The organism is Streptomyces sp. NPDC030183 (genome assembly GCF_055573455.1).
The window spans coordinates 17,257-33,639 of the sequence record NZ_JBVIBK010000012.1; the positions used below are offsets into that span (position 1 = coordinate 17,257).

Consider the following 16,383-nt stretch of genomic DNA (forward strand, 5'->3'; position numbering starts at 1 on the left):
GCTCGCGCAGCCCCTGCGGCCGTTCGGTGCGGCTCGGGGCCCGCCATCGGCACCCCGGGATCGAAAGGACCCGAACATGTCTTTACGCATGCGTTCCGCACGGTGATCGCGTGACACGCATGACGGGTTTCTGGTGACAGCCGTGACTGTCGGGCCGCCCCGGCCGGCTGGAAAGCTCGACGCCACACGGCCCAGGGACACGGCTCACACCACCCGGGGGGACTCGCATGGACAAGCGGTACGAGGCGTACGCGCTCGCCGACAGACACTTCTACGAGACACCGGACCGGCTCTCCGCCGGTGAGCGCGCCGGCACGACCGCGCCCGAGTACGCGACGGCCCGGCGGGCGGTGCCCGAGGGCTGGCGGTCCGCCCGGATCGGCGACTGGCTGGCGCTGACCCCGGTCGACGGCGCCGGCCGTCCGCGCCCCGCCCCCACCCAGGGCTGGAAGGTGCACGCCTCCGCCACCCGGGCGAACGCGGAGCGGATCGCGGCGATCGTGTGGGACTACTGCGTGCCCCGGCTGATCCCGTTCAAGTTCGTGCCGGGCCCGCACCTGCTGCACCTGCGCAACGCCAAGTACGCGGCCCGTGACACCAGCGGCAAGTTCGTGACGGTGTACCCGGCCGACGAGGAGCAGCTGCACGTCGTCCTGCGGGAACTGGGGGCGCTCCTGGACGGCCTCGACGGACCGTACATCCTCACCGACCTGCGCTGGAACGACGGGCCCCTGTACGTCCGCTACGGCGCCTTCGCCCGTTCCTTCGTCGTCGACGAGCGCGGCTCGCTGGTCCCGGCGGTCCGCGACGGCTCGGGCACCCTGGTGCCGGACCAACGGAAGCCGACCTTCCATGTACCCGAGTGGGTGACGCTGCCCGCGTTCCTCGAGCCGCAGCTGGCGGCACGGAACACCACGACGGTCGGCGATCTGCCGTACCGCATCGAGAAGGCCCTGCACTTCTCCAACGGCGGCGGGGTCTACGTCGGCACCGACACCCGTGACGGGCGCAAGGTGGTCCTCAAGGAGGGGCGCCCGCACGCCGGGCTGGCCGCCGACGGGGCCGACGCGGTGGCCCGGCTGGAGCGGGAGCGGGCCGCGCTGGAGCGGCTGTCGGGGCTGGGTGTCGTCCCGGAGGTCCGCGACTGGTTCACCCTCGGCGACCACCGCTTCCTCGTCATGGACTTCGTCGAGGGCCGCCCGCTCAACTCCTACGTAGCCGAGCGGCACCCGCTGCTGGCGTCCGACCCCGATCCGGACGCGGTGGCCGCGTACACGGACTGGGCGTTACACGTCCACCGTGCCGTCGAGGAGGCGGTCGAGGCGGTGCACGCGCGCGGGATCGTCTTCAACGACCTGCATGTCTTCAACATCATGGTCGCGCCGGACGAGCGGTCGGTGTCCCTGCTGGACTTCGAGGCGGCGGCCCCCGCCGAGGAGAACGGCCGGCAGATCGTCGCCCATCCCGGCTTCCTGGCACCCCCGGACCGCACGGGCCCCGACGTCGACCGCTACGCCCTCGCCTGTCTGCGCCTCGCCCTGTTCCTTCCGGTGACCTCGCTCCTCGTGGTCGACCGGGCGAAGGCCGCGCATCTGGCCGAGGTGATCGCGCGGCAGTTCCCGGGCGTGCCGCGACGGTTCCTGGACGAGGCGGTCGCCGAGATCGTGCGGGCGGGCACGGGGACGGGCCCCGGCAGCGGAGCGGACGGCGGGAGCGGGGCCGACGGCGGCGGTGCGCGGGCGCGTGCCGCAACGGCCGTCGGCGCCTCCCCGGTCCCGGCGTCGGCCTCGGCCTCTCCGTTCGCCTCGCTCGCCGAGCCCGTGGACTGGCCGTACAGCCGGGACTCGATGGTCAAGGCGATCCTTGCGTCGGCCACACCGGAGCGGGACGACCGGCTGTTCCCGGGTGATGTGGCCCAGTTCTCGGACGGCGGCGGTCTCGGCCTCGCCCATGGCGCCGCCGGCGTGCTGTACGCGCTGGCCGTGACGGGGGCCGAGCGGTACGAGGAGGGCGAGCGCTGGCTGCTCGACCACACGGACCCGGTGCCGCTGGGCACTCCGCTGGGCCTGTACGACGGGCTCGCCGGCGTCGCCCACGTCCTGGAGCTGCTCGGTCACCGGGAGCGGGCCCTCGACCTCGTCGGACGCGTCCTGTCCGAGAAGTGGCACAAGCTCTCCTCCGACCTGCGCGGCGGCCTGGCCGGGCTGGGGCTGGTCCTCGGGCACCTGGCCCGCGCCACCGGTGAGAGGGAACTGGACGAACGCGCGGACGACGTCGCCGCGCTCCTCGTTCGACGCCTCGCCGAACCCCGCCCCGCACCGCCCCGCCGTCGCGCCGGCCTGCTGCGCGGCGCGAGCGGTCCCGCGCTCTTCCTGCTGCGCCGGTACGAGACGACGGGCGACCCGGCGCTCCTCGACGCGGCGGGCGACGCGCTGCGGCTCGACCTGGAGTGTCTCGTCACCCAGAAGAACGGCGGCCTGGCCGTCGACGAGGGCTGGCGGACGATGCCGTACCTCGGCGACGGCGGCGCGGGGGTCGGCATGGTCCTCGACGACTACCTGGCGGCGAGGGGGACGGCACCGGACGGGTCCGGACGGGCCCGCGAGCCCGAGCGGACCCGCGAACTCGAGCGGGTCCGTGCGGGGCTCCTCGCCGCGGCCACCTACCGCTTCTACGCGCAGCCCGGGCTCTTCGAGGGCCGGGCCGGGATGATCCTCCATCTCGCGCGGACGGGCGCGTCCCGTGACCTGCTACGGGAGCAGATCGACGCGCTCGGCTGGCACGCCATGCCGTACCAGGGGCAACTCGCCTTCCCCGGCAACCACCTGATGCGGCTCTCCATGGACCTCGGTACCGGAACGGCGGGGTGCCTGCTGGCACTCGGCGCGGCGCTCGACGACGACGCCCGGGCTCACCTGCCGTTCCTCCCGCCGCCGCCTCGGCGGCCCTGAGACGCGGCTCCGCTCTCTGACGGAGTCGTGAGGAAACACCCCCGTCCCCACGTCCCTTGCGGGGGCGTCAACGAGACCCCTTCGGGGGCAGTCAACCGAAAGGAAGCGACATGGCACTCCTCGACCTGCAGACGATGGAAGCCGACGAGACCACGGGCACCGGCGGGCCCAGCTCCCTGAGCGTCCTGTCCTGTGTGAGCGCGGCCAGCATCACGCTCTGTCTCTGACCCGTCGGGGCGGCAGCCCCCGGAAGGTCTTCCGTTGAACCGGCGCGGCACCGCGGCCGCACCCGCGGCGGCGGGGTCGCGCCACGGCTCCGGACGGTCTCTCCTCCTCTGTCCGGGGAGGGGCCGTCCGGGCCCTGCGCATGTCCGGCGTCCGGGGTTCGCGGCGCCATGCCCGGCGGGCGACGCGCCGCCCGGGGCAGCCCCACGGCAGTGACCCGGGCAGCCCCGCACGCCGTCCCACGGCAGTCCCGCGTGCTCCCACCGCCGTCCCTCTCGGTCCCACGTCAGGACGGGTATGACGACCCACACCGAACCCGGTGGTCGTGGTCCGGCCGCCACGTCCACCGCGCCCGCGACGGCCCCTGCGCCGAAGCCGCCGAGCGGGTCCGCCGCACCGCCCGCGCCGGCCGCCCTGCTGGGCGCGACCCTCCGGTACTCCGCCCGCCGCTGCACGGCCCTGACCCTGGTCGCCACGGCGACGACGGGGGCGAACCTGGTGCTGCCGGTCGCCCTGGGCCGCGCCCTCGACCTCCTGCTGGCGGGTGATCCGGCGGCGACCCGTCAGGTGCTGTGGTGTGCCGCGCTGATGCTGGTCATCGCCGTGCTGGACGCGGTGGAGACCGTGGTCGGCGGGACGACGAGCGCACGCGCCACCGCCTGGCTGCGCCGCCGGCTGGTGGGGCACGTGCTGGCGGTGGGCCCCCGGGCCGCCGCCCGGTCCGGGCCCGGGGACCTGGTGGCACGGCTGGTGGGGAACGCCGCCCAGGCGGGCACCGCCCCCGCCACCGTGGCCGCGCTGCTCGCCGCGCTCGCCGGGCCCGTCGGAGCGGTGGTGGCGCTCGGGCTGATCGATCCCTGGCTGGCAGGTGTGTTCCTGGCCGGGGCTCCCGTCATCGCCCTCCTCCTGCGCTGTCTCGCCCGCGACTCCTCGGACTGTGTGACGCGCTACCAGGAGCACCAGGGCCGTATCGCGAGCGGACTGGCGGAGGCCGTCGCCGGTGCGCGGACGATCGCGGCGGCCGGGACCGCCGACCGGACCGTGGCCCGCGTCCTGCGGCCGCTGCCGGAACTCTCCCGCGAAGGGCACCGCATGTGGCGGGTCCAGGGGCGCGCCGCGGCGCGGGCGGCCGCGGTGGCACCGCTGCTCCAGATCGGAGTGCTGGCGGTGGCCGGTGTGCTGCTCGCCCGACGGCAGGTGTCGGTGGGCGAGCTGCTGGCCGCGTCCCGCTACGCCGTGCTGGCGGCGGGCGTCGGCGTCCTCGTCGGACAGCTGTCCGCCCTCGTCCGGGCCCGGGCGGCGGCCCGGCGGCTCGACGAGGTGCTGGAGGAACCTCCGCTCGACTACGGGGAGCGCCGGCTGCCGCCGTCCGGGCGGGGCCGCCTGGAGCTGCGCGGGGTGACCGTCCACCGGGGCGGGCGCCCCGTCCTGGACGGGGTGGACCTCGTCGTACCGGCCGGGAGCACGCTCGCCGTGGTCGGCCGCTCCGGTGCGGGCAAGTCGCTGCTCGCCGCCGTCGCCGGGCGCCTGCTCGACCCGGACGAGGGAGAGGTACGGCTGGACGGCGTGCCCCTGCCCGCACTGGGTCACCGGGAGCTGCGGGGGGCGGTCACCCATGCCTTCGCGCGTCCCGCCCTGCTCGGCGAGTCGGTCGAGGACACCATCGCCCTGGGCGTCGTCCGGCCCTCCCCGGACCGAGTGCGCCGGGCCGCCGGGGCCGCCCGCGCCGACGTGTTCATCCACCGCCTCGCCCACGGCTACGCCACGCCCTGCGCCGAGGCCCCCCTCTCGGGCGGCGAGGCGCAACGCCTCGGCCTCGCCCGGGCGTTCGCCCGCACTTCCCGTGTCCTGATCCTGGACGACGCCCTCTCCAGCCTCGACACGCTGACCGAACGCCACATCACCGACTTCCTCCGCCGCCGTAGCCCGGCCGACACCCGCCTCCTCATCACCCACCGCCCCTCCACAGCCGCCGACGCGGACATCGTCGTATGGCTGGACGGGGGGAGAGTTCGAGCGACGGGCCCGCACACGGACCTCTGGCAACTGCCCGACTACCGAGAACTGTTCGGGGAGCCGGGCGACGGTCGCCCCGGGTGCGCCGGTCACGCCGAGTACGGCGGTTCCGTCAGGGAGGGGGCCGCGCCGAGCGGGGATCGCGAGCCGTCCAGCCCGGAGGGGGGAGGGCACTGATGCGGGGTCGGCGGACCAGCAGGCAGCCGGACTGCCCGGCGTCGGCGAACGGCCGGGCGCCGGACGAGGGACGTCCGGAGCCCCGCGCGGCGGGTGGCGAGGCGGCCGCGGCGGTGGGGGGCGGTCGGCGCCGTGGGGGTGTCGGGGGCGGGTCGGAGGGCTCCGGTCGGGCGGTCGGGGTCCGGGGCGCCGGCGAGCCGTCGGCTTCGACCCGGCGCCCTCGGTCCGGCCTCCCGCGTCGCGGTCTGCGGTTTCTGCGGAGGCGGGCCGCCGTCGTCGTGCGGCTCGTGGCGTGGTCGGTGCTGGAGACGGCGCAGACGTTCCTCATGGGGTACGCGCTCGCCCGGGCCCTCGACGAGGGCTTTCTGGCCGGGCGGGCCGGGGTCGGCGTGGGGTGGCTCGGGGTCGGCGCCGCGGCCGTGGCCGTCGGGGCGTTCGGGACCGGGCGGGTGTACGGGTGCGTCGCCGCGCTGGTGGAACCGCTGCGGGACCGCCTCGTACGCGGTGTGGTGGAGCGAGGCGTGCGGGAGGCCGACGACGGCGCGCTGTCGGGGCTGACCCAGCAGGTGGAGATCGCCCGGGACACCTTCGCCGGCCTGGTGATGGTGTCCCGCTCCTTCGTGTTCACGGCCGCCGGGGCGCTCATCGGGCTGTTCTCGCTCGCTCCCCCGCTGCTGCTGGTCGTCGTGCCGCCGTTGGCCGTGGGCGTGGCCCTCTTCGTCGCGTCGCTACGGCCCCTGGCCCGCAGGCAGGAGGCGTTCCTCGTCGCCGACGAGGCCCTCGCCGGCGGGCTGGGCGCGGTGTGCCCGGGGTTGCGGGACATCACGGCCGCCGGTGCGGAGGAGCCGGTCGCCGACGACATGGGGCGGCGTGTCGACGCCGAGTACCGCGCGGCGCGCTCCCTCGCCCGCTGGGGTGTCCTGCGGGTCGCGTCCCTCGCCGTCGGCGGCCAGTTCCCCGTCGTCCTGCTGCTGGCGACCGCCCCCTGGCTGCTGGCGCGCGGTGTCACCGCGGGCGCCCTGATCGGCGCCCTCGCCTACGTCACCCAGTCCCTCCTGCCGGCCCTGCAGAACCTGGTCCACGGCCTGGGCACGAGCGGCTCGCGCCTCGCGGTGGTCCTGCGCCGCCTGGCGCCGGCGCAGGAGCCGTCGCACCCGCCCCGGCCGACGCCCGAGGCGCGGGAACAGCAGTCACAGCCGCCGCGGTCGCCTCGGGCCCCCATGCAGCCCCGTCACCAGCCGCAGTCCCCTCCGCAGCCGGCCCCTCGCGCCGCCCGCCTCCCGAGGCCCCCGCTCGACGCCCTCGCCCTCTCCTCCGTCACCTTCGCCTACGGCCGCGCCGCCGCGCCCGTCATCGAGGACCTCGACCTCCGGGTGCCCCCGGGAACCCACCTCGCCGTCGTGGGCCCCAGCGGCATCGGCAAGTCCACCCTCACCGGGATCGTCGCGGGCCTCCTGCGTCCCCGGCAGGGCACCGTCCACTTGTGCGGACACCGGGTACCCGGCGTCACAGCGCGCGCACACCGGGTACTCATTCCGCAGGAGGCGTACGTCTTCAGGGGATCCCTCGCGGAAAACCTCGGCGAGCTGCGGCCGAAACCCGTGCCTCAGGAGGAACTCTGGGCCTCGGCTGAGGCCGTGGGGCTCACGGAGTTGATGGAACGGCTGGGCGGGCCGGGGGCCGAGATCGACCCCGGCGCGCTGTCCGCCGGCGAGCGGCAGCTCATCGCGCTGGCCCGGGCCCATCTGTCGCACGCGCCGGTGGTGATCCTCGACGAGGCGACCTGTCATCTGGACCCGGAGGCCGAGGAGCGCGCCGAGCGGGCCTTCGTACGGCGGCCGGGCACGACCCTGGTGGTGGTGGCCCACCGGGTCGGCTCGGCCCGCCGCGCCGACCGTGTGCTGGTCATGGACGGTCACCGCGCCACGTACGGGGAGCACGACGACCTGATGTCCCGCTCACCGTTCTACCGGGAGCTGGTGGGCGCCTGGTCCCCCGCGCCCCGCGACCCCGCCCGGTCAGGGCCGGCCCCGTCGTCAGAGCCGGCCCCGTCGGAGCCGGCTGCGTCAGAGCCAGCCCTCGCCCTGCGAGATGCGGATCGCGTCGATCCTGTTGCGCGCCCCCGTCTTGCGGGTGATGGCGGCCATGTAGTTGCGCACCGTCCCGTGGGACAGGTGCAGGCTGCCGGCGATCTCCGCGACGGAGGCGCCCTCGGCGGCCAGGGATAACACGCTCAGCTCCCGTCTGGTCAGCGGCATCTCCGCGGCCTTGAGGAAGCCGAAGCCGAGCGAGTCATCGACGAAACGTTTCCCTCCGGCGACCTGGCGGATCGCGGCCACCAGCCGCTCCGGGGCGCCCTCCTTGTCGACGTAGCCGAGGGCCCCGGCCTCCGCGGCCCGCTTCAGCAGACCGGGCCGGTTGGCGTGGGCGAGGACCACGAGCCCGGAGGCCGCGCGGCCCGCGTCGAGCACATCGCCCAGGGGCGGAATGCCGACCGCGTCCGCGCAGTCCAGGTCCGCCGCGCAGACGTCCGGCCGCAGGGATCGCGCGCGCCCCGGCGCGGTGCGCCAGGGCGCGTCGTAGACCACCAGGTCGGTCTCCCGGCGTAGCCACTCCGCCAGTACCGACCGGACCAGACATTCGTCGTGCACGAGAAGTACCTGGATCACGTTCGCCCTCCGCCTCCCCCGGCCATCGCCGCATGCTCGTCTCAGCGCGTGCCCAATTCTTGGCGTACTCGACCGCGCCCGGTCGCGAAGAACCAGCCAACGGGGTGCGCGGGGGCGCACGCACGGCGCCCGTGCGCAAGGTCGCGCATCCATCCAGGGGGAATGCCCGCGGCGAGTCGGGGTACCGGGGCGCGATCCCGGCGGCGGGCTCGCCGTGCGTGCCGGGCCGTCAGGAGGGAGCCTTGACGCGGGGGCGGTGGCGCGACCGTGCGAGGAGGTGGTCGGCATGTCCGACGTCCCGGCGTCCGGTGAGCGGACGACGGTCGAGACGGCACGCATGGGCCATCCTCTGCTGTCGCTGGCGCTGGCCTCGATGATGGACGACGTCCAGGCGCACTCCGGTGCGGTCTACCTGCTCGCCCACGACGCACCCGTTCTGGAGATGGCGGTGATGGCGGGGCTGCCGCGTTCCTTCGCCGCGCCGTGGGAGCGGGTGAGCCTGAGCGCCCCGGCCCCGATCTCCGAGGCCGTGCGGGAGCGGCGGCTGGTCTGGGTCAACGGCGAGGAGCAGATGGCCCGCCGCTACCCGCGGATCGCCGTCGTCCTGCCGTACCCGTTCGCGATGGCCGCGCTGCCGGTGGCGACCCGCGACACCACCTATGGCGCCGTCTTCCTGACCTGGCCGGGCTCGCACCCGCCGGAGCTGAGCGAACGCGAGCGCGACAACCTCACCTCGGCCTGCGACCGGCTCGCGATACGGCTGCGGCGCGCGGAGGAGGAGGGCCGGCCGGTGCTGCCGGAGCCGGACCTCTCGGCGCCGTCGACGACGATGGTGGCGGGGACGCTGGGGACGGTGGAGGCGGCCCGGATGGTGGCGCGGCTGCCGTACGGGATGTGCGCGCTCGATCTGCACGGGCGGATCACCTTCGCCAACGCGGCCACCGCCGAACTGCTCGGCATCCCGGTCAGCGCCCTGCTGGGCATGCAGCTGTGGGCGTCGGTGCCGTGGCTGAACGACCCCGCGCACGAGGACCGCTACCGGGCCGCTCTGATGAGCCAGCACGTCACGTCCTTCATGGCGCTGAAGCCGCCCCACGAGTGGCTGTCGTTCCGGCTGTACCCGGGGACGAACGGGCTGAGCGTACGGATCTCCCGGGCCCGCGCGGTCGCCTCGCCGAAGGGTGCGGCGCGGCAGGAGGGCGAGGAGGACGGACCGGGCCGACTGGTGACCATCGACCATGTGCTGGCCATGGCGAGCGCGCTCACCGAGGCGGTGGGGGTGCAGGACGTGGTGGAGCTGGTCGCGAACGAGATCGTCCCGGCCGTCGGCTCCCAGGCGCTGGTGATGCTCGGCTCACGGGCGGGACGGCTCCATGTGCTGGGCCACCACGGGTACACGGACCCGCATCTCGTCGAACGGTTCGACGGCATGCCGCTGAGCGCGCAGACCCCCGGCGCCCGCGCCCTGACCGCCGGGGTGCCGGCCTTCTTCGAGAGCCGGCAGCAACTGGAACACCTCTATCCGGTGCGCCAGTCGACCCCGGACGGGATGGGCGCCTGGGCGTATCTGCCGCTGATCGCCCAGGGGCAGCCGGTGGGCACCTGTGTGCTCGGCTACGCCGATCCGCATCCCTTCCCGGCGGAGGAGCGCGCGGTGCTGACCAGCCTCAGCGGGCTGATCGCCCAGGCGTTGCAGCGGGCGCTGCTGTACGACGCCAAGCATCAGCTGGCGCACGGGCTGCAGGCCGCGCTGCTGCCGCACTCGCTGCCGTCGATCCCCGGCATCGAGGCGGCCTCCCGCTATCTGCCGGCGACCCGGGGCATGGACATCGGCGGCGACTTCTTCGACCTGGTGCTCTCGCACGGCCGGCCGTCCGCCGTGATCGGCGACGTGCAGGGGCACAACGTGACGGCGGCGGGGCTGATGGGGCAGATCCGTACGGCGGTGCGCGCGTACACGACCGTGGGGCAGGCGCCGGAGGACGTGATGAGCAGTACCAACCGGCTGCTGATCGACCTCGGGAGCGACCTGTTCGCCAGTTGTCTGTATCTGCGTCTCGATCCGGCGCACGGGACGGCCGTCATGGCGCGCGCGGGTCATCCGCCGCCGCTGCTGCGGCGGCCGGACGGGCGGGTGAAGGTGCTGGACCTCGCGGGCGGGCCGCTCCTCGGCATCGACGCGTCCGCCGTGTATCCGACGACCGAGGTGTCGCTCGCCGAGGGCTCCCTGCTCGCCCTCTACACCGACGGGCTGATCGAGTCGCCGGGCGTCGACATCGAGGACGCGCTGGCCGATCTCGGGGAGCGGCTGGCCACGACCGGGGACCGGCCGCTGGAGACGCTCGCCGACGGGCTCGTCCAGGAGACGGGCACGGCGGAGGAACGGTCGGACGACGTGGCGTTGCTGCTGCTGCGGGCGATCGCAACCGGCTGACGCAGCGGATCTGACCGCCACCGTCCACGGACACGACAGCGGTCCGGCCATCCCCTGGGAGGGCCGGACCGTGCCGGTACGGGTCACTGACCGGCGTTGCCCTGCTGGTCGACGCCCTGCTCGCCGACGCCCTGCTGGTCGGCGCCCTGCTGGTCGGCGCCCTGCTGCTCCTGGCCCGCGCCGGCGTCACCCGCGCCGGCCACGGCGCCCGCGTCACCGGCGCCGCCGACCGCCTGCTCGCCGGCGCCCGCCGCGGCGCCCTCCTGCTCACCGGCACCGGCGGCCGCGCCTCCGTCGGCCTGCTCGCCCGCGCCGCCCTCGCCGATGGTGGCGCCGACCGCCGCGAGGGCGGTGGTGACGGGCTGGAAGAAGGTCTCGCCGCCGACGGTGCAGTCACCGCTGCCGCCGGAGGTCAGGCCGATGGCCTGGCCGTCCTGGGTGAACAGCGAGCCGCCGCTGTCGCCGGGCTCGGCGCAGACGTTGGTCTGGATGAGGCCGGTGACGGTGCCCTCGGGGTAGTTCACCGTCGCGTCGAGGCCGGTCACCTGGCCGTCGGCGAGCCCGGTGGTGCTGCCCATACGGAAGACCTGGAGGCCGACCGTGGCCTCGCCCGCGGCGTTGATGTTCACCGTCTGGCCGTTGCCGAGGTCGACGGTGCTGGCCGCCTGGGTGGCGGGGTCGTTGTACTTGACCAGGGCGAAGTCACCGACGCCGGGGAAGGTGGCGGTCTCCGCGTCGACGGTGCCGATGGGCGCGCCGCCCTCCTCCTCCGCCCACTCGGGCTCGACGACACCACAGTGACCGGCCGTCAGGAAGCCCGGCGTGCCGTCGGCGTTGGTGACGTTGAAGCCGGCCGAGCAGCGCGCGCCGCCGCCGAAGATGGCGTCGCCGCCCTCCAGGAAGGGCTTGAAGGTGCCGGCGGACTTCTTGATGCTCGCCATGCCGGTGCCGAGGGACTTCACCGTGGACTCGATGGTGTCCCACTTCTCGCCGGTGACGGTGGAGTCGGCGGTGACCTGGATCTTGTTGGTGCGGGGGTCGATCGCCCAGGCCGTGCCCGGGACGGTCGCCTGCTTCTTCAACGTCGCGGCGCCGGCCTTGAGTTCGGACCAGCTGTTGTCGACCTCACGGATCTCCGCACCGGCCCGTTCGGCCTGGGCGAGCACGTTGCCGTCGCCCTGGATCCGCTGGCCGTCGACGTTCACGACGAGCTGCTTGTCGCCCGAGTCGTAGTACGCGCCTGCGAACGCTTCCCCGAGTGTCTTCTGGAGCTGGGCGGCGAGACCGGAGGCGTCACTCGCGGCGAGCGTCTTCGGGGCGGCCTGGTTCGACTCCGTCTGGGACGCCATCGCGTTCGGCAGGACGAGGGCCGCGGCCCCGAGCGCCGCCACACCGCCTGCGGCAATGAACGCCTTACGCTTGGTGGCTCGTTTGTGACTCAACTCTAGACCTCCTGGGGACGGGGGTGCGTGCCGCCGTCCGGCGGGTGAACTGGGGGCGCCTGGTTGCCAGTTGGTACGGATGGCGCCGAGGGGGTGTTCAACGCCTCGCAAAAAGATTTCGACGTTGCGTTTCGCAAAGTGCGGTTCGGGTGGCATTTCACGACTTCCCGCCCGCCCGGGCGGGAACGATGCCCGCATGACGCTCACACCCGCGGAAGCCGACAAGATCCTCGCCGCCAACTTCGCCCCCTGGGTGCTCGGCCTGCGCCTGACGGCCGTCGACCTGGACGAGGGGCGCGCGGTGCTGCGCCTGCCGTGGTCCGACCGGTTGGCCCGTGAGGGCGGTGCCCTGTCCGGTCAGGCGCTGATGGCGGCGGCCGACACGGCGACGGTGATCGCGGTGTCGGCGGCGCGTGGCTCCTTCGTACCGATGACGACGGTCCAGCAGTCGACCAGCTTCCAGCGGGCGGTGGTGGGTGAGGACGTCCTCGTCGAGGCGGTGCTCACCAAGCTGGGCCGCCGGATGGCCTTCGCCGAGATCGCCATGACCACGGCCGGATCGGGCGACCTGGCGGCCCGGGCGAGCACGGTGTACGCCCTGCTGGGGTGACAAGTTCCCCTTCCGTCGGCGAACCGGCACAAGTCGCCGCCGCGGCGGGCACGTTCGGCGACCGACCGACAGCAGTCTGTTCCGGTCACCGATGGGAACGGCGACTTCAGGGAATCTCCACACCGAATGCCCAGCGGGGTCACGGCGCTCGGCGGATCTGCACAGCGGTCCGCCGGGCGCCGCGTCTTTGAGGCGGGAGTGTCCAGTTCGTTTTCCGGGTGGCAATGAACCGGCCATGACGATGCCGGGCGCGGTGTGAAGAGATTGGCCCCAACGCGTGCGCGATCCTGCACGGAAGTCCGCCCTTGGTCACCAAGTGCGCTGGTGAGAGCACTTCTTGATTGGCTGAGCGCCACAGCGATCTGCTTTGATCCATCGCACCGCGAGGGGCCGCCGGGCTCTCGGAGACGAGAGTCGAGCGCCCCCGTGTGCGGCCGTCGTTCTGTCCCCAGAAGGGGGCCGCTCCCCCCTTATGAATATCCATACGAAGGGAAGTTCCATCATGAACTCCACCCCCCAGGTCGAGACCGCTGAGCTGTCGGACGCCGCGCTGGACGCCGTTGCCGGTGGTCTTCAGGTCAACGCCGTCGGCACCGTCACCGGCGTGGTGGACGGCATCGCCCCGGTCTCCGGTCTGGTGAACACCGCTGTCGGCACCGTCGAGGGTGTCACCGGCCTGAACACCGCCCCGGTCACGAACCTGGTCGCCGGTCTCTGATCGACCTCCGGTACCGCTGAGTCCCGGAACCGCCTGACGGTTCCGGGGCTCTCGGGTGCCGTCGTACCCGTCCCCTTGGTTCTCAGGTGAGGGAAGCACCGTGCAGTTCCGCCAACAGGCCCTCGCCAAGCTTCAGTCGCCGGAGGAACTCGACCTCCCCGTGCGTTTCGCCCGCCCGCAGGGCTGGCTCGTGCTGTCCGTGACGGTGGTCGCCATGGCCGCCGCCTCCGTGTGGGCCGTCACGGGTTCCGTCGCGTCCACGGTCAGCGCACCCGCCGTCCTCACGCACAACCAGGGCAGCTACGTCCTGCAGAGCCCGGTCGCGGGCCAGGTCACCGCCGTGCTCGTCAAGCAGGGCGAGCGGCTGCCCGCGAGGGCCCCGGTGCTGAAGGTCGCCACCCCCGACGGCGAGACCGTCGTGCGGTCCGTCGCCGCCGGCCGCGTCTCGGCGCTCGCCGCCACCATGGGCCAGATCATCCGCACCGGCGCCGATGTCGCGGCCGTCGAGAAGGTCGCCGAACCCGGCGACCCGCTGTACGCCACCGTGTACGTGCCCGCCGAGAGCGCCGCCTCCATCCCGCGCGACGCGCCCGTGGACCTGACCGTCCAGTCGGCGCCCACCCAGCGCTACGGGGTGCTGCGCGGCCATGTGAAGTCGGTGGACCGCGCCGCGCAGACCCCGCAGTCGATCGCCGCGTTCCTCGGGGACCGTCAGCTCGGCGAGCAGTTCACCAAGAAGGGCCGGCCGGTGGCCGTCACCGTACGGCTGGACCGGGAGGCGTCGACCGCGTCGGGCTACAAGTGGTCGTCGCAGGACGGGCCGCCGTTCGAGCTGACCTCCATGACCATGGCCACGGCTTCCGTCCGCATGGCCGACGAGCGTCCGATCGATTGGCTGCTCCCGTGACCTCAACACCGGACACCGCCCCGCCGTCGACGCACGGCAGGCGCAAGGCGGCGCCGAGGAAGCGCCCGGTGCCCAAGGGCGGGCGGAAGGCCGTCCGCACCCCGACCGTGCTCCAGATGGAGGCCGTGGAGTGCGGCGCCGCCTCCCTCGCCATGATCCTCGGCCACTACGGGCGGCACATCCCGCTGGAGGAGCTGCGCATCGCCTGCGGTGTCTCCCGCGACGGCTCCCGCGCCAGCAATCTGCTGAAGGCGGCCCGCGGCTACGGCCTGACCGCCAAGGGCATGCAGATGGACGTGGCCGCCCTCGCCGAGGTAAGCGCCCCCGCCATCCTCTTCTGGGAGTTCAACCACTACGTCGTCTACGACGGGATGGGGCGCCGCTTCGGCCGGCGTGGCGTCCACATCAACGACCCCGGCAAGGGCCGCCGTTTCGTGGCGATGGAGGACTTCGACTCCAGCTTCACGGGAGTCGTCCTGGTCATGGAGCCGGGCGACGACTTCGAGCGGGGCGGCCGCAGACCGGGGGTGCTGGGCGCGATGCCCGCCCGGATGCGCGGCACGTCCGGCACCCTGCCGGCCGCCGTCCTCGCGAGTCTGCTGCTGGTGGCGGTCGGCGCGGCGGTGCCCGCGCTCAGCCGCACCTACATCGACATGTTCCTGATCGGCGGCCAGACCTCGCTGCTGGGCGTGCTGTTCACGTCGATGGGCGCGTGTGTGCTGCTGACGGTGCTGCTGACCTGGCTGCAGCAGGCGAACCTGCTGCGCGGCCGGCTGATCTCCTCGACGCTCAGCAGCGCCCGCTTCCTGCGCCATCTCCTGCGTCTGCCCGTCACGTTCTTCGCGCAGCGCAGCCCCGCCGACCTCGTCCAGCGGCTCCAGTCCAACGACGCGGTCGCCGAGACCCTGGCCCGCGATCTCGCGGCGGCCGGCGTGGACGCGATCGTCGTCGTCCTCTACGCCGTGCTCCTCTACACCTACGATCCGCAGCTCACCTTCGTCGGCATCGGGGTCGCCCTGCTGAACGTGGTGGCGATGCGGGTGGTGATCCGGCTGCGCGCGACCCGCACCGCGAAGCTGCGCGCCGACAACGCCCGGCTCACGAACACCGCGTACACCGGTCTGCAGCTGATCGAGACGATGAAGGCGACCGGCGGCGAGGACGGCTACTTCCGCAAGTGGGCCGGACAGCACGCGACGACGCTGGAGGAGCAGCAGCGGCTGGGCGTACCGACCGCCTGGCTGGGGGTGGTCGCCCCGACCCTCGCCTCCCTCAACAGCGCGCTGATCCTGTGGATCGGCGGGATGCGGGCGGTCGAGGGCCATATCTCGGTGGGCCTGCTGGTCGCCTTCCAGGCCCTGGTCACGCGTTTCACCGCGCCGATCACCCGTCTCAACGGTGTGGCGGGCCGGATCCAGGACTTCGCGGCCGACGTGGCGCGGCTGAAGGACGTGGAGAACTTCCAGGCCGACCCGCTGTACGCCCGTCCCGACGCCGCCGAGTCGACCCGCCGGCTGCACGGCCATGTGGAGCTGGAGAACATCACCTTCGGCTACAGCCCCCTCGACAAGCCGCTGCTCTCCGGCTTCGACCTGACGGTCGGTCCGGGCCGCCAGGTGGCGCTGGTGGGTGGTTCCGGCAGCGGCAAGTCGACGGTGTCCCGGCTGATATCGGGCCTGTACGCGCCGTGGGAGGGCCTGATCCGGATCGACGGCCGGCGGCTTGAGGACATCCCGCGCGGGGCGCTCGCCGCGTCCGTCTCCTTCGTGGACCAGGAGGTGTTCCTGTTCGAGGGCACCGTCCGCGACAACGTGGCCCTGTGGGATCCGTCGATCCCGGACGAGGCCGTGGTGGAGGCGCTGCGGGACGCGGCCCTGTACGAGGTGGTGGCCCGCCGCCCCGGAGGCATCCACAGCCGGGTCGAGCAGGACGGGCGGAACTTCTCCGGCGGTCAGCGGCAGCGTCTGGAGATCGCCCGGGCGTTGGTCCGCCGGCCCAGCATCCTCGTCCTCGACGAGGTGACCAGCGCGCTCGACGCGGAGACGGAGCTGGTCGTCATGGACAACCTGCGCAAGCGCGGCTGCGCCTGCGTGGTGATCGCCCACCGGCTCAGCACGGTCCGCGACAGCGACGAGATCGTCGTCCTGGAGCACGGCACGATCGTGGAACGTGGCCGGCACGAGGAACTGGTGGCGCGCGGCGGCGCGTACGCCCGGCTGGTCAGGGAGCGGTGA

Annotated in this window: 10 protein-coding genes and 1 pseudogene; 9 read left to right on the forward strand and 2 right to left on the reverse strand. The window is 73.7% G+C overall.

Features of this window, described 5'->3' with window-relative positions:
* Positions 1-227: 227 nt before the first annotated feature.
* The 4 genes from lanKC (at position 228) to ACZ4Z2_RS16255 (ending at position 7,597) form a co-directional block, all read left to right on the forward strand.
* Positions 228-2,951, forward strand: coding sequence for a class III lanthionine synthetase LanKC (gene lanKC / locus ACZ4Z2_RS16240; RefSeq protein ID WP_468076424.1), 2,724 nt, complete (start codon positions 228-230; stop codon positions 2,949-2,951).
* Positions 2,952-3,061: 110 nt separating this feature from the next.
* On the forward strand, positions 3,062-3,178 hold the full coding sequence (locus tag ACZ4Z2_RS16245) for a SapB/AmfS family lanthipeptide (protein ID WP_005483995.1): 117 nt from the start codon (positions 3,062-3,064) through the stop codon (positions 3,176-3,178).
* A gap of 295 nt (positions 3,179-3,473) precedes the next feature.
* Positions 3,474-5,369: an ABC transporter ATP-binding protein gene (locus tag ACZ4Z2_RS16250; RefSeq protein WP_468076426.1), complete on the forward strand. Its 1,896-nt coding sequence runs from the start codon at positions 3,474-3,476 to the stop codon at positions 5,367-5,369.
* Between the two features lie 287 nt (positions 5,370-5,656).
* Positions 5,657-7,597 carry an ATP-binding cassette domain-containing protein gene (locus ACZ4Z2_RS16255; RefSeq protein WP_468076700.1) on the forward strand — a complete coding sequence of 647 codons (1,941 nt, stop codon included), beginning with the start codon at positions 5,657-5,659 and terminating at the stop codon, positions 7,595-7,597.
* Here ACZ4Z2_RS16255 and ACZ4Z2_RS16260 read toward each other — a convergent pair.
* Positions 7,520-8,377 (reverse strand): annotated as a pseudogene (locus ACZ4Z2_RS16260) (LuxR C-terminal-related transcriptional regulator); the annotation flags it as partial. The gene ACZ4Z2_RS16255 and the pseudogene ACZ4Z2_RS16260 overlap by 78 nt on opposite strands.
* On the opposite strand from ACZ4Z2_RS16260, the gene ACZ4Z2_RS16265 reads away from it, so the two are divergent.
* Positions 8,325-10,472 carry a SpoIIE family protein phosphatase gene (locus ACZ4Z2_RS16265; RefSeq protein WP_468076428.1) on the forward strand — a complete coding sequence of 716 codons (2,148 nt, stop codon included), beginning with the start codon at positions 8,325-8,327 and terminating at the stop codon, positions 10,470-10,472. The pseudogene ACZ4Z2_RS16260 and the gene ACZ4Z2_RS16265 overlap by 53 nt on opposite strands.
* A gap of 83 nt (positions 10,473-10,555) precedes the next feature.
* Here ACZ4Z2_RS16265 and ACZ4Z2_RS16270 read toward each other — a convergent pair whose 3' ends face one another.
* Positions 10,556-11,914: a S1 family peptidase gene (locus tag ACZ4Z2_RS16270; RefSeq protein ID WP_468076430.1), complete on the reverse strand. Its 1,359-nt coding sequence runs from the start codon at positions 11,912-11,914 to the stop codon at positions 10,556-10,558.
* 196 nt (positions 11,915-12,110) lie between these two features.
* On the opposite strand from ACZ4Z2_RS16270, the gene ACZ4Z2_RS16275 reads away from it, so the two are divergent.
* From ACZ4Z2_RS16275 to ACZ4Z2_RS16290, 4 genes are all read left to right on the forward strand, one after another.
* Positions 12,111-12,524, forward strand: coding sequence for a PaaI family thioesterase (locus ACZ4Z2_RS16275; protein ID WP_468076432.1), 414 nt, complete (start codon positions 12,111-12,113; stop codon positions 12,522-12,524).
* Between the two features lie 502 nt (positions 12,525-13,026).
* Complete coding sequence (locus ACZ4Z2_RS16280) at positions 13,027-13,242, forward strand: type A2 lantipeptide (RefSeq protein WP_468076433.1); 216 nt, start codon at positions 13,027-13,029, stop codon at positions 13,240-13,242.
* 100 nt (positions 13,243-13,342) lie between these two features.
* Positions 13,343-14,149 (forward strand): hypothetical protein, encoded by an 807-nt coding sequence (locus ACZ4Z2_RS16285; protein WP_468076435.1) that lies wholly within the window; start codon positions 13,343-13,345, stop codon positions 14,147-14,149.
* A 68-nt stretch (positions 14,150-14,217) separates the two neighbouring features.
* A complete protein-coding gene (locus ACZ4Z2_RS16290) occupies positions 14,218-16,383 on the forward strand; it encodes an NHLP family bacteriocin export ABC transporter peptidase/permease/ATPase subunit (RefSeq protein ID WP_468076702.1) in 2,166 nt (721 codons plus the stop codon).